Origin of the sequence: Ancylobacter oerskovii (assembly GCF_018390555.1) — a bacterium.
Lineage (GTDB): Bacteria > Pseudomonadota > Alphaproteobacteria > Rhizobiales > Xanthobacteraceae > Ancylobacter > Ancylobacter oerskovii.
Window position 1 is genome coordinate 717,367 of sequence record NZ_JAHBGB010000002.1, and the last position, 23,662, is coordinate 741,028.

General features: G+C 68.4%; 19 protein-coding genes. 15 read left to right on the forward strand and 4 right to left on the reverse strand.

Annotated elements, in window-relative coordinates; genetic code table 11:
* Window positions 1-4: 4 nt before the first annotated feature.
* The 3 genes from KHC19_RS03605 (at window position 5) to KHC19_RS03615 (ending at window position 3,088) form a co-directional block, all read left to right on the forward strand.
* Window positions 5-1,459 (forward strand): GH1 family beta-glucosidase, encoded by a 1,455-nt coding sequence (locus KHC19_RS03605; RefSeq protein ID WP_213350632.1) that lies wholly within the window; start codon window positions 5-7, stop codon window positions 1,457-1,459.
* A gap of 148 nt (window positions 1,460-1,607) precedes the next feature.
* The gene (locus KHC19_RS03610; protein ID WP_213350633.1) at window positions 1,608-1,877 is read left to right on the forward strand and encodes an acyl carrier protein; all 270 of its coding nucleotides are present in this window, start codon (window positions 1,608-1,610) and stop codon (window positions 1,875-1,877) included.
* Window positions 1,877-3,088: a beta-ketoacyl-[acyl-carrier-protein] synthase family protein gene (locus tag KHC19_RS03615; RefSeq protein WP_246548131.1), complete on the forward strand. Its 1,212-nt coding sequence runs from the start codon at window positions 1,877-1,879 to the stop codon at window positions 3,086-3,088. Before KHC19_RS03610 ends, KHC19_RS03615 begins: the two co-directional genes overlap by 1 nt.
* Here the strand turns inward: KHC19_RS03615 and KHC19_RS03620 are convergent.
* A complete protein-coding gene (locus KHC19_RS03620; RefSeq protein WP_213350634.1) occupies window positions 3,076-4,065 on the reverse strand; it encodes a LysR family transcriptional regulator in 990 nt (329 codons plus the stop codon). The genes KHC19_RS03615 and KHC19_RS03620 overlap by 13 nt on opposite strands.
* Window positions 4,066-4,399: 334 nt before the next feature.
* On the opposite strand from KHC19_RS03620, the gene KHC19_RS03625 reads away from it, so the two are divergent.
* From KHC19_RS03625 to folD, 6 genes are all read left to right on the forward strand, one after another.
* A complete protein-coding gene (locus tag KHC19_RS03625) occupies window positions 4,400-5,650 on the forward strand; it encodes a sarcosine oxidase subunit beta family protein (RefSeq protein ID WP_213350635.1) in 1,251 nt (416 codons plus the stop codon).
* Between the two features lie 268 nt (window positions 5,651-5,918).
* Window positions 5,919-6,182, forward strand: a complete 264-nt coding sequence (locus KHC19_RS03630) for a sarcosine oxidase subunit delta (protein WP_213350637.1) — start codon at window positions 5,919-5,921, stop codon at window positions 6,180-6,182.
* Entirely contained in the window at window positions 6,179-9,151 is a 2,973-nt protein-coding gene (locus tag KHC19_RS03635) for a sarcosine oxidase subunit alpha family protein (RefSeq protein ID WP_213350639.1), read from the forward strand. The genes KHC19_RS03630 and KHC19_RS03635 overlap by 4 nt, the downstream gene beginning before the upstream one ends.
* A gap of 252 nt (window positions 9,152-9,403) precedes the next feature.
* The gene (locus KHC19_RS03640; protein ID WP_213350641.1) at window positions 9,404-10,000 is read left to right on the forward strand and encodes a sarcosine oxidase subunit gamma; all 597 of its coding nucleotides are present in this window, start codon (window positions 9,404-9,406) and stop codon (window positions 9,998-10,000) included.
* A 136-nt stretch (window positions 10,001-10,136) separates the two neighbouring features.
* A complete protein-coding gene (purU, locus tag KHC19_RS03645; protein WP_213350643.1) occupies window positions 10,137-11,027 on the forward strand; it encodes a formyltetrahydrofolate deformylase in 891 nt (296 codons plus the stop codon).
* A 200-nt stretch (window positions 11,028-11,227) separates the two neighbouring features.
* On the forward strand, window positions 11,228-12,103 hold the full coding sequence (folD, locus tag KHC19_RS03650) for a bifunctional methylenetetrahydrofolate dehydrogenase/methenyltetrahydrofolate cyclohydrolase FolD (protein WP_213350645.1): 876 nt from the start codon (window positions 11,228-11,230) through the stop codon (window positions 12,101-12,103).
* Between the two features lie 21 nt (window positions 12,104-12,124).
* On the opposite strand, the gene KHC19_RS03655 is transcribed toward folD, so the two are convergent.
* Window positions 12,125-13,630 (reverse strand): FAD-binding oxidoreductase, encoded by a 1,506-nt coding sequence (locus KHC19_RS03655; protein ID WP_213350646.1) that lies wholly within the window; start codon window positions 13,628-13,630, stop codon window positions 12,125-12,127.
* 167 nt (window positions 13,631-13,797) lie between these two features.
* Window positions 13,798-15,150 (reverse strand): MFS transporter, encoded by a 1,353-nt coding sequence (locus tag KHC19_RS03660; RefSeq protein ID WP_213350647.1) that lies wholly within the window; start codon window positions 15,148-15,150, stop codon window positions 13,798-13,800.
* A 343-nt stretch (window positions 15,151-15,493) separates the two neighbouring features.
* Here KHC19_RS03660 and KHC19_RS03665 point away from each other — a divergent pair, with 343 nt between their 5' ends.
* Window positions 15,494-16,450 (forward strand): DUF3800 domain-containing protein, encoded by a 957-nt coding sequence (locus tag KHC19_RS03665; RefSeq protein ID WP_213350648.1) that lies wholly within the window; start codon window positions 15,494-15,496, stop codon window positions 16,448-16,450.
* Between the two features lie 88 nt (window positions 16,451-16,538).
* Here the strand turns inward: KHC19_RS03665 and sthA are convergent, their stop codons facing one another.
* The gene (sthA, locus tag KHC19_RS03670) at window positions 16,539-17,933 is read right to left on the reverse strand and encodes a Si-specific NAD(P)(+) transhydrogenase (protein ID WP_213350649.1); all 1,395 of its coding nucleotides are present in this window, start codon (window positions 17,931-17,933) and stop codon (window positions 16,539-16,541) included.
* A gap of 205 nt (window positions 17,934-18,138) precedes the next feature.
* Between sthA and KHC19_RS03675 the strand changes: the two genes are divergently transcribed.
* From KHC19_RS03675 to glnT, 5 genes are all read left to right on the forward strand, one after another.
* The gene (locus KHC19_RS03675) at window positions 18,139-18,747 is read left to right on the forward strand and encodes a helix-turn-helix domain-containing protein (protein ID WP_246548228.1); all 609 of its coding nucleotides are present in this window, start codon (window positions 18,139-18,141) and stop codon (window positions 18,745-18,747) included.
* A 272-nt stretch (window positions 18,748-19,019) separates the two neighbouring features.
* Window positions 19,020-19,901 (forward strand): class II glutamine amidotransferase, encoded by an 882-nt coding sequence (locus tag KHC19_RS03680; protein ID WP_213350652.1) that lies wholly within the window; start codon window positions 19,020-19,022, stop codon window positions 19,899-19,901.
* The gene (locus KHC19_RS03685) at window positions 19,898-20,623 is read left to right on the forward strand and encodes a GltB/FmdC/FwdC-like GXGXG domain-containing protein (RefSeq protein WP_213350654.1); all 726 of its coding nucleotides are present in this window, start codon (window positions 19,898-19,900) and stop codon (window positions 20,621-20,623) included. Before KHC19_RS03680 ends, KHC19_RS03685 begins: the two co-directional genes overlap by 4 nt.
* A 123-nt stretch (window positions 20,624-20,746) precedes the next feature.
* On the forward strand, window positions 20,747-22,084 hold the full coding sequence (locus tag KHC19_RS03690) for an FMN-binding glutamate synthase family protein (protein WP_213350655.1): 1,338 nt from the start codon (window positions 20,747-20,749) through the stop codon (window positions 22,082-22,084).
* A 231-nt stretch (window positions 22,085-22,315) separates the two neighbouring features.
* The gene (gene glnT, locus KHC19_RS03695) at window positions 22,316-23,617 is read left to right on the forward strand and encodes a type III glutamate--ammonia ligase (RefSeq protein ID WP_213350657.1); all 1,302 of its coding nucleotides are present in this window, start codon (window positions 22,316-22,318) and stop codon (window positions 23,615-23,617) included.
* The last annotated feature ends 45 nt before the right edge of the window (window positions 23,618-23,662 follow it).

Sequence of the window (23,662 nt, forward strand, 5' to 3'; positions counted from 1 at the left end):
TTCCATGATCCGACGCCGCGACCTTCTGCTCGCCATGCCCGCCGGGCTGGCCGCCAGCGCCCTGCCGCGCGATCTCGCGCTCGCCCAGGCCGCCGCTCCGGCACCGGCCGCCGGGCCGAGGCTGCCGGCCGGCTTCACCCTGGGCGCCTCGACCTCCTCCTACCAGATCGAGGGCGCGGTGAACGAGGACGGGCGCGGCGCCTCGATCTGGGACACGTTCTCCCACACGCCCGGCCGCATCAAGGACGGCTCCAACGGCGACGTCGCCTGCGACCACTACCACCGCTTCGCCGAGGATGTGGAGCTGATGGCGCAGGCCGGTTTCGGCGGCTACCGCTTCTCCATCGCCTGGCCGCGCGTGCAGCCGGACGGCACCGGCGCCCCCAACGTGCCGGGCCTCGACTTCTACGACCGGCTGGTCGACCGGCTGCTGGCGCGCGGGGTGAAGCCCTTCGCCTGCCTCTACCACTGGGACCTGCCGCAGGCGCTGCAGGACAAGGGCGGCTGGACCAACCGCGACATTGTCGGGTGCTTCACCGACTATGCGCAGCTCACCCTCGCCCGGCTCGGCGACCGGGTGCCGCGCTGGGCGATGCTGAACGAGCCCTCGGTGCACGCCATCTTCGGCCATGCGTTCGGCAACCACGCGCCGGGGATGACGGGCTGGAAGAACTACCTCGCCGCCCAGCACCACATGAACCTCGCCCAGGGCAGCGCCATCCGCGCCGTGCGGGCCTCCCATCCCAGGCTCGGCCTCGGCACGGTGTTCTCGCTGCAGCCGGTGCTGCCGGCGACCGACAAGCCGCAGGACGCGCAGGCGGCGGTGCGCTTCGACGCCGCCTGGAACGGCAACAATCTCGACCCGCTATTCCATGGCCGCTACCCGCAGATCAGCGCCGGCGACTTCGCCCCCGTCATCCGGGACGGCGACCTCGATCTCATCAAGGTGCCGGTCGACTTCCTCGGGGTGAACTATTACGGCCGCGCCCATGTGATCGACGATCCCAACGGGGTGATCGCCGGCGCCGGCTGGGGGCCGCACCCGCCGGGCACCCGCACCACCGCCATGGGCTGGCCGATCGAGCCGCACGGCCTGGTCGAGGTGCTCGCCCGGCTGCGCGACGACTACGGCAACCCGCAGACCTTCATCACCGAGAACGGCGCCGCCTATGACGACCCGGCGCCGAAGGCCGGCACGGTGAACGACCCCGCCCGCGTCGCCTTCATCCGCGAGCATCTGCTGGCCTGCCAGCAGGCCATCGCCGAGGGCTGCGCGCTGAAGGGCTATTATGTCTGGTCGCTGCTCGACAATTTCGAATGGGCGGAGGGCTACAGCCGACGCTTCGGCATCATCCATGTCGATTTCGCCACGCTGCAGCGCACGCCGAAGGCCTCCTTCGCCTATCTCGCCGCGGTGGCGCGGGGCGAGCCGACGGGCGGCATCGTCACCGGCCCCTGAGCCTTCCCGAGGCGGGCGATGGCCCCGCCGACATGCAACCGACACATATGTCGGTCAATTGACGCCTATTGCTCGAACCGTCCAACTTCGTGCTACCTAGATTGTCCCGAGCCCGCGCCCCGCGCGGCGTCACAGACCGAGCCAAGGCATGCGTACAGACGACCCCGCCGTCGCCGAAATCGTCGATTTCATCTCTGCCGAGGTGGGAGTCGATTCGTCCCTGCTCACCCCGGACACGCCGGTATCGGAGCTCGGCATCTCCTCGCTCGACCTCATCGAGACGATCTTCAAGCTCGAGGGCCGCTTCGGCATCGAGATCCCCAATGACGGCCCGCTCAACGGCACCGACGTCACCGTCGGCGCGCTGGCCGACCATGTCGCGGCGCTGATCCACGCCAAGCAGGCCGGCAACGCCTGATGCCCCGCGTCGCCATCACCGGCCTCGGCTCGCTCTCGGCGCTCGGCAACGACGTCGCCGCTCATCTCGCCGGGCTGAAGGCCGGCACGGTCGGCATCGGCGAGACGCAGGGCATCGACGTCTCCTCGATGAAGACGAAGATCTCCGCGCAGGTGAAGGACTTCGTGCCGGAGGCGCATTTCGAGCCGCGCCAGCTCGGCCTCATCGACCGTACCTCGCAATTCGCCGTCGTCGTCGCCCGCCAGGCGCTCAACGATGCCGGGCCGGCGCTGGACGGCGTGGCGCGCCACCGCGCCGGGGTCGTCTTCGCCGCCTCGGTCGGCTTCCATGCCGTCGACGACAGCTACCACAAGCTCTATGCCGACAAGGCGCCGCGCCCGCACCCCTTCACCGTGCCGCGCGCCATGCCCAGCGCGCAGGTGAGCCAGATCACCATGGATCTCGGCATCCACGGCCCGGCCTTCTCCATCGCCTCCGCCTGCTCCTCGGCGTCGCATTCCATCGGTACCGCCTTCCACATGATCCGCTCGGGCATGCTGGACGTCGCCATCGCCGGCGGCGGGGAATCGCAGCTCACCTACGGCATGCTGAAGAGCTGGGAGGCGCTGCGCGTGCTCTCGCCCGACGGCTGCCGGCCGTTCTCCAGGGACCGCAACGGCCTCGTCATCGGCGAGGGCGCCGGCGCGGTGGTGCTGGAGAACCTGGACCGCGCCGTGGCCCGCGGCGCCACCATCCATGGCGAGGTGATCGGCTTCGGCATGAGCGCCGACGGCATGGACATCACCGCGCCGGAGACGGCGAGCGTCGCCGCCTCCCTCCGCTTCGCGCTGGAGGATGCCGGCCTGGCGCCGGAGGCGGTCGACTATGTGAGCGCCCACGGCACCGCCACGGCGCTGAACGACAAGACCGAGGCGGCGGCGCTGCGGCTCGTCTTCGGCGAGCATCTCGGCAAGCTGCCGGTCTCCTCGTCGAAATCGCAATATGGCCACACCATGAACGCCTCCGGCGCGCTGGACTTCGTCACCACGACGCTCGCCCTGCGCGAGGGTTTCCTGCCGCCGACCATGGGCTTCAACGAACCCGACCCGGACTGCGACCTCGACTGCGTGCCGAACGCCGCCCGCGACGCCTCCCCGGCGATCGCCCTCTCCTCCAGCTTCGCCTTTGGCGGGCTCAATGCCGTGCTGGCGCTGAAGCGCTACGAGGGCTGAGCCTCCGCCCCCTCGACCTGGAAGCTGGCGGCGATCTCGCGGCCGACCAGCCGGTCGAGCGCCGCGGCCAGCCCGGCGAGATGCGCGCGGCAGAAGCCGGCGATCTCGCGCGGCAGCCGCCCGAGCTCCTGCCGCCGGGCGATCAGCGTCAGATGGCGGGTGACGGCCGGGCCGGGCATCGGCCGGCAGGCGAGTCCGTCCAGCGGCACCGCCGCCTCCAATATGCAGAGCGGCGTGGTGATCGCGAAGCCGCCGCCGGCGGCGACGCTCGCCGTCACCCCATAGGGCGTGTCGAATTCCAGCCGGCGCGGCAGGTCGAGCCGCAGGCGCCGCAAATGCCGCTCGACCTCCATGCCGGTCTTGGAACGGGCGGAGAAGCGCACCAGCGGCACCGTCGACGCCAGCTGCACGAGGTCGGCGGGCCGCGCCGGGGCCGCGAGATCGGCCGGCATCAGCAGCACATAGGGCTCGGTGAGCAGCGGCCAGCGCTCCAGCCCCTCGATCTCGTCGAGATCGTCGGCGCCGACCAGCAGGTCGAGCTGGCGGGTGAGCAGCGCCCCGGCATGCGAGGCGGTGAGGCCGGACAATATGGAGGCCTGCTCGGCCATCTCGCCGAGCTTGCCGGCCAGCGGCGCCATCAGCGCCCGCGACAGCGAATCGACCAGGCCCGCGCGCAGGAGCGGCAGGCGGGCATGCTCGGCCTCGCGCAGCAGCGGCGCGATCTGCCGCGCCTCCGAGAGCAGCGCGCTGGCCCGCTGGCGCAGCGCGCCGCCGGCGGCGGTGAGGGCGAGCGGGCGGGCGCCGCGATCGAACAGCGCGACGCCGATGCGGCGTTCCAGCTCGGCGATGGCCTGCGATACCGCCGGCTGGGTGAGCGCGAGGCGCCGCGCCGCCGCCGCCATGGTGCCGGCGTCGCAGACGGCGAGGAAGATGTCGAGGCCGCGCAGGTCGAAGGGGAGCGTGTCGGCTGGGGGCATGATCGGATCTCGAACAACAGTGGCAGTCAGACTGCGAAGGATCACGCCAAGCCTGCCCCCCCTCTCCCCGACGGGGAGAGGGTTGGGGTGAGGGTTGGGGTGAGGGGCAGGAGCGCTCCGGGACTCCGCAGCGGCGTCTCCCCTCACCGACCCCGCTCCGCGGGGCCACCTCTCCCCGACGGGGAGAGGAAAGGAAAGAAGCCAACCAGAGGGAGCCCCTTCGCCGAGAACCTCATCCAGAGAAGAACACCGTCCACACTATAAACAAAACTTATATTATCACCATCTCGCCCAGCCTCTATAGCTATATGCATAGAGCTAGCGAGCTGCCCGAATGCGCTATTCCTTTCTGAGCCTCCTCAAGAACGGCCTCACCGGCCAGAGCGGGTGGAAGCCCGCCTGGCGCGACGCCGCGCCCAAGCCCGCCTATGACGTGATCATCGTCGGCGGCGGCGGCCACGGCCTCGCCACCGCCTTCTACCTCGCCAGCGAGCACGGCATCCGCAACATCGCGGTGATCGAGAAGGGGCATATAGGCTCCGGCAATGCCGGGCGGAACACCACCATCATCCGCTCCAACTACCTGCTGCCCGGCAACGAGCCGTTCTACGAATGGTCGATGAAGCTGTGGGAGGGGCTGGAACAGGCGCTGAACTACAACGCCATGGTCAGCCAGCGCGGCATCCTCAACCTCTACCATTCCGACGCCCAGCGCGACGCCTATGCCCGGCGCGGCAACGCCATGCGGCTCGCCGGGGCGGATTCGGAGCTGCTCGACCGCGACGGCGTGCGGGCGATGTACCCGTTCCTCGACTTCGACAATGCCCGCTTCCCGATCCAGGGCGGCCTCGCGCAGCGGCGCGGCGGCACCGCCCGACACGACGCCGTGGTATGGGGCTATGCCCGCGCCGCCGACCAGCTGGGCGTCGACATCGTGCAGAATTGCGAAGTCACCGGCTTCCTCACCGAGGGCGACGCCATCGTCGGGGTGGAGACCTCGCGCGGGGCCATCCGGGCGAAGAAGGTGGGCCTCGCGGTGGCCGGCTCCTCCTCGCGGGTGGCGAAGCAGGCGGGCCTGAAGCTGCCGCTGGAGAGCCACGTGCTGCAGGCCTTCGTCTCCGAGGGGCTGAAGCCGCTGGTCGACGGCGTGATCACCTTCGGCGCCGGGCACTTCTACATCAGCCAGTCCGACAAGGGCGGCCTCGTGTTCGGCGGCGACATCGACGGCTACAATTCCTACGCCCAGCGCGGCAATCTGCCGGTGGTCGAGGACGTCGCCGAGAGCGGCATGGCGCTGATGCCGCGCATCGGCCGACTGCGGCTCCTGCGCATGTGGGGCGGCATCATGGACATGTCGATGGACGGCTCGCCGATCATCGACCGCACGCCGCGCCCCGGCCTCTATCTCAATTCCGGCTGGTGCTATGGCGGCTTCAAGGCGACGCCGGCCTCGGGCTGGTGCTTCGCGCATCTGCTCGCCACCGACGCCGACCACGCCACGGCGACCGCCTTCAAGCTCGACCGCTTCCGCACCGGCCATCTCATCGACGAGAAGGGAGTCGGCGCCCAGCCGAACCTGCACTGATGTTTCACGCCCACTCTCTTGCCGGCACGGCCGCCAATTCCGCCTGGAGCCTTCGTCATGCCCGGCCTTGGGCTGAAGTCGGCTGTTGCCGACTTCGGTTTTCCACCTGCGGATCTCGGCTGAAGCCGAGATCCGGGCATCCACGACGTCGGCACGGCAGAAAGGCGTGGATGGCCGGGACAAGCCCGGCCATGACGACGATGACGACAGCGGCCATGACCGCGGCTCTGCCGGGAGCGTCGATGGCCGTTCGTGGAGACTGCTTCTGATGCGCATCCCCTGCCCCTATTGCGGCGCGCGCGACGCCAGCGAATTCGCCTATCTCGGCGACGCCACGCTCACCCGCCCCGATCCCGCCGCGCCGGACGCGGCCGACGCCTTTCACGCCTATGTCTATCTGCGCGACAACCCGGCCGGGGCGCATTCGGAATGGTGGTACCACGCGGGCGGCTGCCGCCGCTGGGTGAAGGTCGCGCGCGACACCACCACCCATGCCATCGCCGGCGCCGAACTCGCGGAGGGCGCACGATGAGCCGTCTCCCCTCCTCCGGTCTCGTCGACCGCTCCCGCCGGCTGAACTTCCGCTTCGACGGCAAGAGCTATCATGGCTTTTCCGGCGACACCCTCGCCTCGGCGCTGCTCGCCAACCAGGTGCGGCTGGTGGGCCGCTCGTTCAAATATCACCGGCCGCGCGGCATCCTCTCCGCCGGGCCGGAAGAGCCGAATGCGCTGGTCGAGCTGCGCAGCGGCTCCCGGCGCGAGCCCAACACCCGCGCCACCGTGGCCGAGCTCTATGACGGGCTCGACGCCGCCAGCCAGAATCGCTGGCCCTCGCTGGCGCTGGACGCGCTGAGCCTCAACGGCCTTGTCGCGCCGTTCCTCGGGGCGGGCTTCTACTACAAGACCTTCATGTGGCCGGCGACATTCTGGGAGAGCGTCTACGAGCCGGCGATCCGCCGCGCCGCCGGCCTCGGCCGCGCCGCGACAAGCGCCGACCCCGACCATTACGAGAAGGCCTTTGCCTTCTGCGACGTGCTCGTCATCGGCGCCGGGCCGGCCGGCCTGATGGCGGCGCTGGCCGCCGGCCGGGCGGGCGCCCGCGTCATTCTCGCCGACGAGGACTTCCTGGCCGGCGGCCGTCTCAATTCGGAAGCCGTGACGGTCGGCGGCGAGCCAGGCCATGTCTTCGCCGCGCAGGCGATGGCGGAACTCGCCAGCCTGCCCAATGTGCGGATCATGACCCGGACCACGGTGTTCGGCGTCTATGACGACGAATATGGCGCGGTGGAGCGGGTGTCCGACCACCTCCCCACCCCCGCGCCGTTCCAGCCGCGCCAGCGTCTGTGGAAGATCGCCGCCAGGCGCGCCATCCTCTGCGCCGGCGCCACCGAGCGGCCGATCGTGTTCGGCGGCAACGACCGGCCGGGCGTGATGCTGGCCGGCTCTTCCCGCAGCTACGCCAACCGCTACGGCGTCGCCACCGGCAAGAGCGTCGCCTGCTTTACCAACAACGATTCCGCCTGGAGCTCGGCCTTCGAGATGAAGGCGGCCGGCGTCAACGTCACCACGCTGATCGACATCCGCCGCGAGGTTGCCCCGGCGCTGGCGGCGCGGGCGAAGGCGCTCGGCATCGCCGTGCTCACCGACACGCAGGTGACCGGCACCAGCGGCCAGCCGATCGGCGGCGCGCTGACCGGCCTTTCCCTCCGCACCGGCGGGCGCAGCGACCGCCTCGCCGCCGACACGCTCGCCATGTCCGGCGGCTGGTCGCCGAGCCTGCATCTCACCTGCCATCACGGCGGCAAGCCGGTGTGGAACGAGGGCCTCGCCGCCTTCGTGCCCGGCCGCACGCCGCCGGGGCTGAGCGTCGCCGGCGCCGCGCGCGGCACCTACGGGCTCGGCGACATCCTCGCGGAGGGCGCGCGCCAGGGTACTGACGCGGCGAGCGCTCTCGGCTTCGCGGCCGCCCTCCCCGACCTGCCGGCCACCGAGGACACCCCGGCGGGCATCGCCGCCTTCTGGCATGTGCAGGGCTCGAAGGGACCGGCCTTCGTCGACCAGCAGAACGACGTCACCGCCAAGGATCTCGGCATCGCCTACAAGGAAGGCTTCCGCGCGGTGGAGCTGATGAAGCGCTACACCACGCTGGGCATGGCGACCGACCAGGGCCGCACCTCCAACGTCAACGGCCTCGCCATCATGGCGGAGCTGACGGGCGCCAGCATCATGGAGACCGGCACCACCATCTTCCGCCCACCCTATACGCCGGTGTCGCTGGGTGTGCTCGGCGGCCATCATCGGGCTAAGGACTTCCGCCCCACCCGCCTGACGCCCACCCACCAATGGGCGGCGTCGCTCGGCGCGGTGTTCGTCGAGACCGGGCCATGGCTGCGGGCACAGTATTTCCCCAAGGCCGGCGAGACCGACTGGCTGACCACGGTGAACCGCGAGGTGAAGGCGGTGCGCGCCTCGGTCGGGCTGATCGACGTCTCGACCTTCGGCAAGATCGACTTGCAGGGGCCGGATGTCGGCGCCTTCCTCGACCGCGTGTACATCAACACCTTCTCGACGCTGGCGGTCGGCAAGGCCCGCTACGGCGTGATGCTGCGCGAGGACGGCCTCGTCATGGACGACGGCACCACCGCGCGCCTCGCGCCCGAGCACTATGTGATGACCACCACCACGGCGAACGCCGCCAAGGTGTTCCAGCATCTCGAATTCTGCCTGCAGGTGCTGTGGCCGGAGCTCGACGTGACGCTGGCCTCGGTCTCCGAGCAATGGGCGCAGATCGCCATCGCCGGGCCGCGTTCGCGGGACGTGCTGGCGCGGGTGGTCGACGCCGGCGTCGACGTCTCCAATGAGGGCCTGCCCTTCATGGGCGCCATCGAGCGCACGGTGATGGGCGGGGTGAAGGCGCGGCTGTTCCGCCTCTCCTTCTCCGGCGAGCTCGGCTACGAGATCGCCGTGCCGGCCCGGCAGGGCGAGGCGCTCGCCCGGGCGCTGATGGCGGCGGGCGAGGAATTCGGCATCACCCCCTACGGCATCGAGGCGCTCGGCGTGATGCGCATCGAGAAGGGGCATGTGTCGGGCAACGAACTGTCCGGCCAGACCAGCGCCGGCGATCTCGGCTTCGGCAAGATGGCGTCGACCAAGAAGGACTATATCGGCCGCGTCATGGCGGCACGGCCGGGCATCGCCGACCCGGAGCGGCTGAGCTTTGTCGGCTTCAAGCCGGTGGATCCGGGCCAGCGGCTGCGGGCGGGGGCGCATTTCCTGACCATCGGCGCGCCGGCGGACATGGCGCATGATCAGGGCTACATGACCTCGGTGGCGCATTCGCCGCATCTCGGCCACTGGATCGGCCTCGGCCTGTTGAAGAACGGCCCGGCGCGCATCGGCGAGCGCGTACGCGCCTATGACCCGGTGCGCGGCGGCGACTTCGAGGTGGAGGTCTGCGCGCCCGCCTTCATCGATCCCAACGGGGAGCGGCTGCGTGGCTGAGCACGGATCGGATATGACCGGAACGCACCCGGCAGGACGGTGGTCCGTCAGATGCCCTCTTTCCCAATTGGGGAGAGGTGGCCCGCGAAGCGGGTCGGTGAGGGGCGACGGCATTGGGAGGCGAGGAAGACCCCTCACCCCACCCCTCTCCCCCTCGGGGAGAGGGAGCCTGGCGATCTTTCGGTCCACGCCAGACCTCTCGCCCAAGGACAGAGCACCCTCTTTGCTACCGCTCGCCTGGAGACGCATGCAATGACCGCCGCGCTCGACATTCTCCCGGTCACGCAGATGCCGGCGGACGGTCCTTACGGCCCGGCCGGCACGCATGGCGTCACCGCCCGCCTCTTCGACCCGCCGGCGCTCGCCACCCTCGCCGCCCGGCGCGGCGGCGGCATCGCGCTGGCCGCGGCGGCGCGGGTGGAGCTGGGGCTGGACCTGGCCGATGCCCCGCGCCTTTCACGCGCCGACGGCCTCTCCGCCATCGGCACCGCCCCCGGCCGCTGGCTGCTGCTCGCCGGCACCGAGGGCGACCTTGCCGCCCGCCTCGCGCCGCTGGCCCCCCACGCGGCGATCACCGAGCAGACCGACGCCTATGTCGGCGTGGAGATCGACGGCCCGCACGCCCGCGACCTGCTCGCCAAGGGCGTGAGCCTCGATCTCGATCCGGCGGCCTTCCCGCCCGGGGCGGCGGCGACCACCAATGTCGCGCATGTCAATGTCAGCTTCTGGCGCGAACCGGGCGAGGACCGTTTCGTCTTCCTGGTGGCGCGCAGCTACCGCGTGGCCTTTGCCCGCTTCCTCGTCGCCTCCGGCGCCGAATATGGGCTGGAACTCGTCCATCGAGGTTGAGAGCGGCGCGGAGCGCGCTTCCCTCGACGCCGCATCTCCCCTAAAACCCGCGCCGAACCTGATCCGCCCGAGCCGCCCGAGGGTTTCCGCCCGCGCGCGCCGGCGGACGCAGCAAGGCGCCCCGACGAGACCCGCCATGACCGACACGATCACCGCCGACACGACCGCCGCCGACAGCTACATCCTCACCCTTTCCTGCCCGGACCGCCCCGGCATCGTCGCCGGCGTCGCCAACTTCCTGTTCGAGCATGGCTGCAACATCCTCGAGGCGCAGCAATTCGACGACACCGAGAGCGGCCGCTTCTTCATGCGCGTCTCCTTCGAGCGGGTGTCGGGCGAGGAAACGCTGGAGAGCTTGAAGGCCGGTTTTGCCACGGTGGCCGAGGCGTTCAAGCTCGACTGGCGGCTGCGCGCCCGCTCGCAGAAGCGCAAGGTGATGCTGCTGGTATCGAAGTTCGACCACTGCCTCGCCGACCTGCTCTATCGCTGGCGCATCGGCGAGATCCCGATGGAGATCACCGCCATCGCCGCCAACTATCCGCGCGAGACCTACGCCCATCTCGATTTCGACGGCATCCCGTTCCACTACCTGCCGATCACCAAATCGACCAAGATGGAGCAGGAGGCCCAGCTCTGGGAGCTGTTCCAGAAGACCGGCTCCGAGGTCGCGGTGCTCGCCCGCTACATGCAGGTGCTGTCCGACGGGCTGTCGGCCAAGCTGTCGGGGCGCTGCATCAACATCCACCATTCGTTCCTGCCCGGCTTCAAGGGCGCCAAGCCCTATCACCAGGCGCATGCGCGCGGCGTGAAGCTGATCGGCGCCACCGCGCATTACGTCACCTCCGACCTCGACGAGGGCCCGATCATCGAGCAGGACGTCGAGCGCATCACCCACCAGGACAGCGCCGAGGCGCTGGTGCGCAAGGGCCGCGACATCGAGCGCCGCGTGCTCGCCCGCGCGCTTGCCTGGCATCTCGACGACCGGGTACTCACCAATGGCCACAAGACCGTGGTGTTCCGCGATTGACGTCCGCGTGCCGGGCGGGCAAGGCAATCGTCTTGCCGGGGCCTTCATCCTGAAGTGCGAGCGAGTGCGAGCTTCGAAGGATGGCCCGCCGGCATGCCGGCCGGGAACGGGCATCCTTCGAGGCCCGGCGACGCCGGGCACCTCAGGATGAGGGCGTGCCGGTCGATTCGGGGTTTGAGTTGAACGTTCGGGGGAAGAGCATGGTCGAGACCCGCCTCATCGACGGCAAGGGCTTTGCCGAGGACCTGCGCCGGCGGATCGCCGGCGAGGTCGCGGATTTCAAGGCATCGACCGGCGTCACGCCGGGCCTCGCCGTGGTGCTGGTGGGCGAGGACCCGGCCAGCGCGGTCTATGTCCGCAACAAGGGCAAGCAGACGCTGGAGGCCGGCATGGCCTCGATCGAGCACAAATTGCCGGCCACCGCCTCCGAAACCGAGGTGCTGGCGCTGGTGGAGGCGCTGAACGTCGATCCGGCGGTGCATGGCATCCTCGTGCAGCTGCCGCTGCCGGGCCATATCGACGCGCAGAAGGTGCTCGCCACCATCGACCCGGCCAAGGATGTCGACGGCTTCCATGTGGTGAATGTCGGCCGCCTCGCGGTCGGCGCGGAGGCGCTGGTGCCCTGCACGCCGCTCGGCTGCGTGATGCTGCTGAAGCACCATCTCGGCAGCCTCGCCGGGCTGCGCGCCGTGGTGGTCGGCCGGTCCAACATCGTCGGCAAGCCGGTGGCGCAACTGCTGCTGCGCGAGGACTGCACCGTCACCATCGCGCATTCCCGCACCCGCGACCTGTCGGAGGAGTGCCGGCGCGCCGACATCCTGATCGGCGCGGTCGGGCGGCCGGAGATGATCCGCGGCGACTGGATCAAGCCGGGCGCCACGGTGATCGATGTCGGCATCAACCGGGTGGAAAAGCCGGGCGGCGGCACGCGACTGGTGGGAGATGTCGCCTTCGACGAGGCGCAGGGCATTGCCGGGCTGATCACCCCGGTGCCGGGCGGCGTCGGGCCGATGACCATCGCCTGCCTGCTGCAGAACACCCTCACGGCCGCGCGGCGACAGGTGGCGGCCGGCTGACCGGCGGCCGACGCTCCCCGTTCAGATCGACTGCGGGAAGCTGAACAGGTTGGTCGGGTCCACCGCCGCCTTGATCCGCTCCAGCCGCGCGAGATTGGCGCCGTAATAGCGGGCGCGCCAATCGGTGAGCGAGGCATCCGGGAAATTCTGGAACGCGCCCGCGCCGCCGAAGCGGTTCACCACGCCATAGAGCGCGTCCTGCCACGCCTTGGCGGCGCGCACGACCTCCGGCCGTGCCACATCCTCGGCATTCCACACCGCGCCGACCACGCCCAGCCAGCGGCTGTCGCGATGCACGAAGGCGGTGGCTTCCGGCGGCGTCTCGTTCACCTGCCCGCCGGTCTGGAAGAAGAACAGGCTGGCCTGCGCGCCGGTACCCGGCCATTGCCGCAGATGCTCGACGGCGGTTTCGAGGAAGGCCTCCGACGGCGCGTTCGCGAGAAAGGCGGAGCGCTCGCGGTACCAACCGGGCTCGCCGGGCTCCAGGAGGAAATGCTGGCCCTCCCAATAGGCGAGCTCGCGCATATCGGTGAAATCCGGCGCTGCCACGGCCAGCACCGGCGCCAGCAAGGCGAGGAATTCCTCGCGCGGCCCGGCATATTGCGCCAACAGGGTGAGCGGCACCTGCCGCCCCTTCGCCGCCAGCGCCGGGGTGACGCCGCCGAGCGCGATGCGCGAGCCGAGCACGCGCGGGCCGGCATCCGTGCAGGCGAACAGCGCCTTCGCCGCCTCCAGCGTCTTGTCGCGCCAGACGAGGCGCGCCACCGTCAGCCGCGTATCGACCGGCTGGGTTTCCAGCGTGAACGAGGTGCTGACGCCGAAATTGCCGCCGCCGCCGCCACGGATCGCCCAGAACAGGTCGGGCTCGTCCGTCTGCGACAGCGCCCGCACGCGGCCATCGGCGGTGACGATCTCGGAGGCGACCAGCCGGTCGGCGCCGACACCGAAGCGGCGCATGTTGAAGCCGATGCCGCCGCCGAGCAGGAAGCCGGCGGCGCCGACGGTCGGGCAGCGGCCATGGGTGATCATGCGCCCGGCGCCGCGCAGCGCCTCGTAGACCTGCGCATTGAGCGCGCCGGCGGCGACCCGCACCCGCCCGCTCGCCGCGTCATAGGCGATGGCGTCCATCGGTGTCATGTCGAGGACGACGCCGCGGCTGGTGGAGAAGCCGGCATAGGAATGGCCGCCGCCGCGAAGGGCGAACGGCATCTCGTGCTCCTGGCACCAGGCCAGCACCTCGGCGATCATCCGCGGCGACCGGCACGGCACGATGGCCTCCGGCCGGACCTGCTCGAAGCGCAGATTGTTCGGCAGCGCCTCGGCGGCGAATTGCGGGCTCGACGGGCGCAGCAGGTCGTCGCCGGCGATGCGGGCGAGCCGATCCCAGCGATCCGGCACGATGGCGGGTGCGGCGGGGATGGGCGAGGAGGCTTCCTGACCGAGAAGCGGCCCGATCCCCAGCGCGGTGGCGGCCGCCGCGCCGCCGGCCAGCACGCCGCGGCGCGTCACCCGTGCTCTATCGCTCATGTCGCCCTCCCCCGCGCCGGTGTCACCAGCGTCTTGTCCTGCCCGGTGTCTTACGCCGTCCGCGGTTTGGGAAGTGTTAGCACCCATCGGTCAGCACATGAGCGCGCAACGCAAAACGCCCGCGACGGTCCCCCGTCGCGGGCGTTCGCAAGGCACAGCCGGGTGGCTCAGTGCTCGATGTCGACGTCCTTGGTCTCCGGGCCGAGCAGCAGCGCCACCAGCGTGATGAAGGCCATGGAGGACAGGTAGACGCCGACCCAGAACGGCGAGCCATTGCCATAGCGCCACAGCGCCACCGCGATGAACGGCGCCACCGCCGCGCCGAGGATCGAAGACACGTTGTAGGCGATGCCCGAGCCGGTGTAGCGCACATTGGCCGGGAACAGCTCCGGCAGCAGCGCCCCCATCGGGCCGAAGGTCATGCCCATCAGCGTGAAGCCGAGGATCAGCCACGCCATCACGCCCAGCGGGCCGGCGGCCAGCATCGGCACCCAGACGAAGCCGAAGGCGATGATGCCGAGCGTGATCCAGATCAGCGTGCGGCGACGGCCCCAGCGGTCGGCCCACGGGCCGGACAGCAGGGTGAAGATGCCGAAGAACACCACGCCGCCGATCATCATCAGCACGAAGGTGCGGTAGTCGTAGCCGAGGCCGGGCACCGCGGCGCCCGGGGCGGCGCGGCCATAGCTGAGCGAGAAGGTGGTCATCAGGTAGAAGAGCACATAGGTCGCCAGCATGTAGAAGGTGCCGAGCACGATCGCCTTGAAGTGGTTCTGGAAGGCGGCGGCCAGCGGCACGCGGGTGACCTTGCCCTTCTGCACCGTCTTCTCGAAGGCCGCGCTCTCGACGAGGTTGAGCCGCACCCACAGCCCGACGATCACCATGACGATGGAGAACAGGAACGGGATGCGCCAGCCCCATTCCAGGAAGGCCTGCGAGGGACGCGAGGGATCGTCGGAGGGCAGCACCGCGGCGATGATCAGGAACAGGCCGTTGGCGACGATGAAGCCGATCGGCGCGCCGAGCTGCGGAAAGGTGCCGTACACCGCCCGCTTGCCCTTGGGCGCGTTCTCGGTGGCGACCAGCGCCGCGCCGCTCCACTCGCCGCCGAGCGCGAAGCCCTGCGCCAGACGCATGATGACCAGTAGCGCCGGGGCGAGCCAGCCGGCCATCTCATAGGTCGGCAGCGCGCCGATCAGGAAGGTGGCGATGCCCATGGTGAGCAGCGCGCCGACCAGCGTCGCCTTGCGGCCGCGCTTGTCGCCGAGATGGCCGAAGAAGATGGCGCCGAGCGGGCGCGCCACCATCGCCGCGCCGAATACCGCCAGCGAGGCGAGCAGCGCCACGGTGTCGTCGCCGGCCGGGAAGAACAGATGCGGGAACACCAGCACCGCCGCGGTGGCGTAGACGTAGAAATCGTAGAACTCGATCGTGGTGCCGATCAGGCTGGCGAGAATGACGCGGGAACGCGGATTGGCGACGGCGGGTTCCGCCCGCTCCGCGGTGGCTGCAAGGGACATTGTCGAAAAGGCTCCGTAGGCGGCGGCGCGCTAGGGATTCTCATGGGATCCTGGGGCGCGCGCTTGACGAGAACGGGCGCGACCGTCTCCGGCCGGCGCCCGCGCGATTAGCGCTCGTCATATACCGGGCCTGCGACATATTGAACCGCGCTCAGCGCATGGCTGGATAATTCTATGGTCGCATAAGGCAGGCCGGCGACATTTTCTTTCGTGGATGTTTCATCGCCTGTTGGCACAGCAGCGTCACTCAGGAGTCTGCCGCATATCGTTGTAGGCCACTGCGGTTGAGAATAGCCTACGTAGCTACCAAAGGGAATCGTGATAAATTTTGGTGAGGTTGACGATGCGGTTAATTTACGCGGACGAGGCAGGAACCGCCCCGGCAGAACCCGTGCGTGTAGTTGCCGCCGTGATAGTCGAAGCCGACAAGCAATGGGCAACTGTCGATGCTGCCATCAAGGAGCTGATTAACGCAAATGTCCCTACTGAATTCCAGAAGGGATTTATTTTTCACGGAAAAGAAATATTCAATGGCGGTAAAAATATCAATCGAAATTCCTGGCCAATCCAAGAGCGTATGGAGTTTTTCAAACAGTTTTTATCCATACCTCGGCAACACAACATTCCCATCGCACTTGGAATTACATTTAATGGCATCCATGATAAGCGCGCCTCAGAAATCGAGACAAAAACCGGAAAGAAGATCCCCATACCGATGCATCGATTCGAACATTTGTCCGCATTTCAAAGATGCATGGAGCGGACAGATTGGTTCATACATAAGTATTTATCCGGATTAGAAACCGGCAAAGTTGTGGCAGAAGATCTACCGGAAGCAAGAGAAATACTCACAAATTCCGGCTTTATGTTCCGCGACCACCCCATCGAAATGACGGAAGAACATCTTCTCGCCGAGCCTTGGCAGAAGGAACTCGGTATAAAAGCAGCAGCCCACACATATGCGATCAGACATATTGTCGACGTTCCGCATTTTGTGGACAAGAGCGGAGCGCCGATTCTTCAGCTGGCTGACGCGTGCGCGTTCTCGTTTCGCCGCTATCTCTCCAGACAGACGTACGGAGACGATCTCGTGCTCGCGATGCTAGGCGATCAAGAAGGATCGAATTTTCTTGCTCGCGACGCATGGTTTTCGGGTAGTTCCAGCGGCCTATTCAACACTAGGTCATATTGGAGCGAGCAGCAGCATCGGCAAGAAGCTGAAATCAGGATGATGCTGCAGTTTAAACGTCTGCTTGAGCAAGCTGTATCAGACCCATCCACATCACCGTCTCACAGATAAATAGACACGAAAGTTTCCACTCTTTGAAAATGAAGGTATTCGATTTATTGGCCAATGCAACCTCAACTCCCTAAGCTGACATTCCCCCTCACCCCCGCGACAGGCGGTTCCAGGCATCGAGGCCGGCGATCTTGTAGGCCTCGGCGAGCGTCGGGTAGTTGAAGGTGTTCTCGATGAAATAGTCGATGGTGCCCTTCAGGTTGAGCACCGCCTGGCCGATATGGATCAGCTCGGTGGCGCCCTCGCCGACAATGTGCACGCCGAGCAGCCGGCGGGTCTTCACCGAGAAGATCATCTTCATCATGCCGGTGTTCAGCCCCATGATGTGGCCGCGCGAGGTCTCGCGGAAGCGGGCGATGCCGCATTCATAGGGGATCTCGCGCTTGCGCACCTCCTCCTCGCTCATGCCGACGGTGGACATCTCCGGCACGGAATAGATGCCGTAGGGGAAGAATTCCGGCGGCGGCGGCGGCGCCAGCCCGAAGGCGTGGCAGGCGGCGACGCGCCCCTGCTCCATCGAGGTGGAGGCGAGGCTGGGAAAGCCGATGACGTCGCCGGCGGCATAGATGTGCGGCACCGAGGTCTGCAGCGTCTTCGGATCGACCTGGAGCCGGCCGCGATGGTCGACCTCCAGCCCCGCCGCGCCGAGATTGAGCGTGTCGGTGGCGCCGACGCGGCCGGCGGCGAAGAGCAGCATCTCGCTCGACACCGTGCGGCCGTCGGAAAGCCGGCAGATCGGGTGCCCGTCATGGCCGAGCTCGATGGCGGCAACCTTGGAGCCGAGGCGCAGCGAGACGTTGCGGTCGCGCAGTTCGTGGGTGAACTCCTCGATCAGTTCCTTGTCGATGAAATCGAGGAAGCTGGAGCGCGGCTCGATCAGCGTCACCTGCACGTCGAGCGCGCTGAAGATGGTGGCGTATTCGACGCCGATCACCCCGGCGCCGATCACCGCCAGGCTGCGCGGCAGGCGCGGCAATTCGACGATCTCGTCGCTGTCGAAGACGCTGGTGCCGTTGAACGGCACATAGTCCGGCCGGAACGGCCGGGTGCCGACCGCGACGAGGATATGCGCGCCGGAGACCGTGGTGTGCTCGCCGGTCTCGCCGGTGATCTCGACGTCGTGCGGCGACACGAAGCGGGCCTCGCCGCGGGCGGTCCTGACGCCGTTGCGGCTGAACTGATGCTCGAGCACCTCCACCTCGTGGTCGAGCGTCTTGTGCAGCCGCGCCATCAGGTCGGGCGCGCCGATATCCTGCTTCACCCGGTAGGAGCGGCCATAGAAACCGCGCTCGCGCCAGCCCGACAGGTTGAGCACGGTCTCGCGCAGCGTCTTGGAGGGGATGGTGCCGGTATGCACGGAGACGCCGCCCACCCGGCGGCCTTTCTCCACCACCAGCACCGACTTGCCGAGCTTGGCGGCCTGCACCGCGGCGCGGCGCCCGGAAGGACCGCTGCCGATGACGATCATCTCATAGTCATGCATGCCCGGCGTCGCTCCTCATGGCCCATCTGCGCCAAATGCACGATGAATGCCAAGCCGGTATGACGTTCCGCGTTCCCGCCCGGGCATTTCCCGGCTAAAACGGCACCCACCAGCATGAGGGAGAGGTGCCTTGGCAGGACAGCGGCGGCAGGCTGAGGGCGGCGCGAAGACGGCCGACGCGGCGGAAGCGACCGGCGCGGACGAGCTGCGCACCGGCTCGGGGGCGCCGGCCACCAATGAGCGCACGCTGGAACAGGCGCTCGGCCTGCAGGTGCGCGCCATCCGCCGCGAGCTCGACCTCACGGTCTCCGATCTCGCCAGCGCCGCCGGCATCTCGGTCGGCATGCTGTCCAAGATCGAGAACGGGCTGATTTCCCCCTCGCTTGGCACCCTGCAGGCGATCTCAACCGTGCTGAACGTGCCGATCTCCAACCTGTTCGCCGGATTCGAGGAGAAGCGCGACTGCTCCTTCGTGCCGGCCGGACAGGGCGTGCATATCGAGCGGCGGGGCACCAAGGTGGGGCACCAATACGAGCTGCTCGGCCATGCGCTGGGCGGCGAGGTGGCGGTGGAGCCCTATCTCATCACGCTGAGCGAGGAAGCGGTGCCCTATACCGGCTTCCGCCATGCCGGGGTGGAGTTCCTCCACATGCTCAGCGGCGAGGTCGTCTACCGCCACGGCGACCGCACCTACCACCTGCGGCCCGGCGATTCGCTGATGTTCGACAGCGCCGCCACCCACGGCCCGGAAGAGCTGCTGGTGCGGCCGATGACCTATCTGTCGATCATCATCTACCCGCGCGATCCGCTCTGAGGGGTGACGCAGTTCTCGCTTTCCTCCCAGTCCCCCTCATCCTGAGGTGCCCGGCGCCAGCCGGGCCTCGAAGGATGGTCTCCGGGTGCGCCAAAGCGAGCCTCCTTCGAGGCTCGCCGCGCTCGCACCTCAGGATGAGGGTGTGTGGGTTGGCTGGAAGGTGAAGGCCCTGTTATTTCCTCACAGGAAAAATTTATTCCGCACAGATTGACGACCTGCCGGCTTGCCCGTACATGTCGATCCGACATCAAGTGCAGCGGGGAGACGCGCTCATGTGCGGAATTGTCGGCCTCTTCATCAAGGATCCGAAGCTGGAGCCGCAGCTTGGCGCATTGCTCGCCGAGATGCTCGACATCATGTGCGACCGCGGGCCGGATTCGGCCGGCTTCGCCGTCTATGGCAGCGGCAAGGACGGCACGGTGAAGCTCACCCTGCGCGGCCCGGCCGGCACCGACTTCGCCGCCATCGGCACCGCGCTCGGCCATGAGGTGACGCCGCGCGACACCCATGCGGTACTCACCGTGCCGGCCGCTGCCGAGGCGGATGTGCGCGCCGCGCTGAAGAGCCGGTTCCCGGCCATCGACGTGATCAGCACCGGCGCCCGCATGGAGCTCTACAAGGAGATCGGCCTGCCCGCCGACGTCGCCAAGCGCTTCAAGCTGGAGACGATGAGCGGCACCCACGCCATCGGCCACACCCGCATGGCGACCGAGAGCGCGGTGACGACGGATGGCGCCCACCCCTTCTCCACCGGCTCCGACCAGTGCCTGGTGCATAACGGCTCGCTGTCGAACCATGCCGGCCTGCGCCGCCGGCTGGAGCGCGAGGGGCTGACGCTGACGACCGAGAACGACAGCGAAGTCGCCGCCGCCTATCTCACCTACCGGATGCGCGAGGGTGATACGCTCGGCGAGGCGCTGGAGCATTCGCTCGGCGATCTCGACGGCTTCTACACCTTCGTGGTCGGCACCGAGAGCGGCTTCGGCGTGCTGCGCGATCCGATCGCCTGCAAGCCGGCTGTGATGGCCGAGACCGATCAATATGTCGCCTTCGGCTCGGAATACCGCGCGCTCGCCGGCCTGCCGGGCATCGAGAACGCTCGCGTCTTCGAGCCGGAGCCGGCCAAGGTTTATTTCTGGGACCGCGCAGCATGACCCTCTCCGTGACGCAGGCCGTTCTCGACGGCGCCAAGCTGGTCGACCTCTCCACCTCGAGCGTGCGCGAGCTGAACGCCGCGCTGCACGCCCTCGCGCCCGACAGCAACGAGACCTTCTGGAAGGTGGCGCATCCCAATGGCCGCCACGCCATCGCCGCCGGCCTCGACGCCGACATCGACATCGAGATCGACGGGCCGGTCGGCTATTACTGCGCCGGCATGAACAAGCGCGGCCGCGTCGTGATCAACGGCAATGCCGGTGTCGGCGTCGGCGAGAACATGATGTCGGGCTTCATCCATGTGAAGGGCGACGCCAGCCAGTCGGCCGGCGCCACCGCCCATGGCGGGCTCCTCGTCATCGACGGCAACGCCTCGGCGCGTTGCGGCATCTCGATGAAGGGCATCGACATCGTGGTGAAGGGCTCGGTCGGCCACCTCTCGGCCTTCATGGGCCAGGCGGGTTCGCTCGTCGTGCTCGGCGACGCCGGCGAGGCGCTGGGCGACAGCCTCTACGAGGCCAGGCTGTTCGTGCGCGGCACCGTCGCCGGCCTCGGGGCCGACTGCATCGAGAAGGAGATGCGCGACGAGCACAAGGCGCTGCTGGCCGAGAAGCTTAAGGCCGCCGGCATCCTCGGCGAGGTCGATATCGGCGAGTTCCGCCGCTACGGCTCGGCCCGCACGCTCTACCATTTCCACGTCGACAACGTGTCGAGCTACTGAAATGGCTTCATCCAAGTCCCTATCGGATCACGTCATGCCCGCGCTCGGCGCGGGCATCCACGCCTTGGCCGCGAATTCGTGGATGGCCGGGACATGCCCGGCCATGACGGAGGAAACAGCGCGATGAACGATCTCACCAACACGCCCCGCACCAAGCCCCGCGCCTCGGCGACCTTCGACGAGTACACGCTGTCGGAGATCCGCCGCGCGGCGGCGACCGGCATCTACGACATTCGCGGCGCCGGCGCGAAGCGCAAGCTGCCGCATTTCGACGACCTCCTGTTCCTCGGCGCCTCGATGTCGCGCTACCCGCTCGAGGGCTATCGCGAGAAGTGCTCGACCGAGGTGGTGCTCGGCACCCGCTTCGCCAGGAAGCCGATCGAGCTGAAGATCCCGATCACCATCGCCGGCATGAGCTTCGGCTCGCTCTCCGCCAACGCCAAGGAGGCGCTCGGACGCGGCGCCTCGGCGATGGGCACCTCGACCACCACCGGCGACGGCGGCATGACCAATGAGGAGCGCGGGCACTCGACCCAGCTCGTCTACCAGTACCTGCCCTCGCGCTACGGCATGAACCCGGACGATCTCAAGCGCGCCGACGCCATCGAAGTGGTGGTCGGCCAGGGCGCCAAGCCCGGCGGCGGCGGCATGCTGCTCGGCCAGAAGATCACCGAGCGCGTCGCCGGCATGCGCACTTTGCCGGTCGGCATCGACCAGCGTTCGGCCTGCCGCCACCCGGACTGGACCGGCCCGGACGACCTCGAGATCAAGATCGAGGAACTGCGCGAGATCACCGACTGGGAGAAGCCGATCTATGTGAAGGTCGGCGCGGCGCGTCCCTATTACGACACCGCGCTCGCCGTGAAGTCCGGCGCCGACGTGGTGGTCGTCGACGGCATGCAGGGCGGCACGGCGGCGACGCAGGAGATCTTCATCGAGCATGTCGGCATCCCCACCCTCGCCGCCGTGCGGCAGGCGGTGAAGGCGCTGCAGGATCTCGGCATGCACCGCAAGGTGCAGCTGATCGTCTCTGGCGGCATCCGCAACGGCGCCGACGTCGCCAAGGCGCTGGCGCTCGGGGCGGACGCGGTGGCGATAGGCACCGCGGCACTGGTGGCGCTCGGCGACAACGACCCGCACTGGCAGGGCGAGTACGAGAAGCTCGGCACCACCGCCGGCGCCTATGACGACTGGCACGAGGGCCGCGACCCCGCCGGCATCACCACGCAGGATCCCGAGCTGATGAAGCGGCTCGACCCGGTCGCCGCCGGCCGCCGCCTCGCCAACTATCTCGCGGTGCTGACGCTGGAGTGCCAGACCATCGCCCGCGCCTGCGGCAAGAGCCATGTGCACAATCTGGAGCCGGAAGACCTCGTCGCGCTGACCATCGAGGCGGCGGCGATGGCCAACGTGCCGCTGGCCGGCACCAACTGGATCCCCGGCAGCAACGGGAATTTCTGACCGCTTACTTTACCTCCCTCTCCCCGGTGGGGAGAGGTGGCCCGCGAAGCGGGTCGGTGAGGGGGAACCACATCGGGAAGCGTTGCTGCCCCCTCACCCCACCCTCTCCCCGCGGGGAGAGGGAGCAGGGTCGCCCATACGCCGCCCTTGAAGAAGGCCGGCAAGTAAATTGCACCACGATGATTACACGACACGAGCCCTAAATGGGTCGCAGGGGAACAGGACGACAGCATGGCCAACGATCTCGCCCACGCCGCCAAGGAACTCGGCATCAAGTATTTCCTGATCTCCTATGTCGACCTGTTCGGGGCCCTGCGCGCCAAGCTGGTACCGGCGCAGGCGATCGGCGGCATGCAGAAGGCCGGCGCGGGCTTCGCCGGCTTCGCCACCTGGCTCGACATGAGCCCGGCCGATGCCGACCTGTTCGCGGTGCCGGATGCCGACAGCCTGATCCAGCTGCCGTGGAAGCCGGAAGTCGGCTGGCTGGCCTCCGACCTCGTGATGAACGACGAACTGGTGAGGCAGGCGCCGCGCAACGTGCTGAAAAGCACCATGCTGGGGGCCGAATCCATCGGCTACCAGATGAAGACCGGCGTCGAGTGCGAGTTCTTCCTGACCACGCCGGACGGCACCAAGATCTCCGACGCTTCCGACGACGCCACCAAGCCCTGCTACGACCAGTCCGCCCTGATGCGCCGCTATGAGGTCATCAAGGAGATCTGCGACGGCATGCTCACTCTCGGCTGGGGGCCGTACCAGAACGACCACGAGGACGCCAACGGCCAGTTCGAGATGAACTGGGACTTCGACGACGCCCTCGTCACCGCCGACCGCCACGTCTTCTTCAAATACATGGCGCGCTCCATCGCCGAGAAGCATGGCCTGCGCGCCACCTTCATGCCCAAGCCGTTCATCGACCTCACCGGCTCGGGCTGCCACATGCACACCTCGCTGTGGTCGGGCGACACCAACCTGTTCGAGGACGAGGACGGCGAGCTCGGCGTCTCCGACCTCTGCTACAACTTCATCGGCGGCCTGATCCACTCGGCCGACGCGCTGTGCGCCTTCACCAACCCGACGGTGAACTCCTACAAGCGCATCAACGCGCCGCGCACCGTCTCCGGCGCCACCTGGGCGCCCAACACCGTCACCTATACCGGCAACAACCGCACCCACATGATCCGCATCCCCGATGCGGGCCGGCTGGAGCTGCGGCTGCCGGACGGCGCGGCGAACCCGTATCTGGCGCCGGCGGCGGTGCTGGCGGCCGGCCTCGACGGCATCCAGAACCAGCGCGATCCCGGCAAGCGCCTCGACATCAACATGTACACCGACGGCCACAAGGTGCGCGGCGCCAAGAAGCTGCCGCTGAACCTGCTCGACGCGCTGCGGGCGCTGGAGAAGTCCTCGGTGCTGAAGAACGCGCTCGGCGCGCCGGTGGTCGAGGGCTTCCTCAAGCTGAAGCACGAGGAATGGAACGCCTATTCGCGCCATCTCACCCAGTGGGAGCGCGACAACACGCTGGATATCTGAGCCTCGCCGACGATCGAGCCTCGCGGAACAGCGGGGCTCACGGGC

Excerpts from the sequence above, each read along its gene's own strand:
- KHC19_RS03680 (WP_213350652.1), top strand. The coding sequence starts at position 19,020 with ATGTGCGGAATTGTCGGCCTCTTCATCAAGGATCCGAAGCTGGAGCCG.
- KHC19_RS03610 (WP_213350633.1), top strand. The coding sequence starts at position 1,608 with ATGCGTACAGACGACCCCGCCGTCGCCGAAATCGTCGATTTCATCTCT.
- KHC19_RS03640 (WP_213350641.1), top strand. The coding sequence starts at position 9,404 with ATGACCGCCGCGCTCGACATTCTCCCGGTCACGCAGATGCCGGCGGAC.
- KHC19_RS03655 (WP_213350646.1), bottom strand. The coding sequence starts at position 13,630 with ATGAGCGATAGAGCACGGGTGACGCGCCGCGGCGTGCTGGCCGGCGGC.
- KHC19_RS03635 (WP_213350639.1), top strand. The coding sequence starts at position 6,179 with ATGAGCCGTCTCCCCTCCTCCGGTCTCGTCGACCGCTCCCGCCGGCTG.
- purU (WP_213350643.1), top strand. The coding sequence starts at position 10,137 with ATGACCGACACGATCACCGCCGACACGACCGCCGCCGACAGCTACATC.
- KHC19_RS03625 (WP_213350635.1), top strand. The coding sequence starts at position 4,400 with ATGCGCTATTCCTTTCTGAGCCTCCTCAAGAACGGCCTCACCGGCCAG.
- KHC19_RS03660 (WP_213350647.1), bottom strand. The coding sequence starts at position 15,150 with ATGTCCCTTGCAGCCACCGCGGAGCGGGCGGAACCCGCCGTCGCCAAT.
- KHC19_RS03615 (WP_246548131.1), top strand. The coding sequence starts at position 1,877 with ATGCCCCGCGTCGCCATCACCGGCCTCGGCTCGCTCTCGGCGCTCGGC.
- KHC19_RS03605 (WP_213350632.1), top strand. The coding sequence starts at position 5 with ATGATCCGACGCCGCGACCTTCTGCTCGCCATGCCCGCCGGGCTGGCC.
- KHC19_RS03620 (WP_213350634.1), bottom strand. The coding sequence starts at position 4,065 with ATGCCCCCAGCCGACACGCTCCCCTTCGACCTGCGCGGCCTCGACATC.
- KHC19_RS03665 (WP_213350648.1), top strand. The coding sequence starts at position 15,494 with ATGCGGTTAATTTACGCGGACGAGGCAGGAACCGCCCCGGCAGAACCC.
- sthA (WP_213350649.1), bottom strand. The coding sequence starts at position 17,933 with ATGCATGACTATGAGATGATCGTCATCGGCAGCGGTCCTTCCGGGCGC.
- KHC19_RS03685 (WP_213350654.1), top strand. The coding sequence starts at position 19,898 with ATGACCCTCTCCGTGACGCAGGCCGTTCTCGACGGCGCCAAGCTGGTC.
- glnT (WP_213350657.1), top strand. The coding sequence starts at position 22,316 with ATGGCCAACGATCTCGCCCACGCCGCCAAGGAACTCGGCATCAAGTAT.
- KHC19_RS03690 (WP_213350655.1), top strand. The coding sequence starts at position 20,747 with ATGAACGATCTCACCAACACGCCCCGCACCAAGCCCCGCGCCTCGGCG.
- folD (WP_213350645.1), top strand. The coding sequence starts at position 11,228 with ATGGTCGAGACCCGCCTCATCGACGGCAAGGGCTTTGCCGAGGACCTG.
- KHC19_RS03630 (WP_213350637.1), top strand. The coding sequence starts at position 5,919 with ATGCGCATCCCCTGCCCCTATTGCGGCGCGCGCGACGCCAGCGAATTC.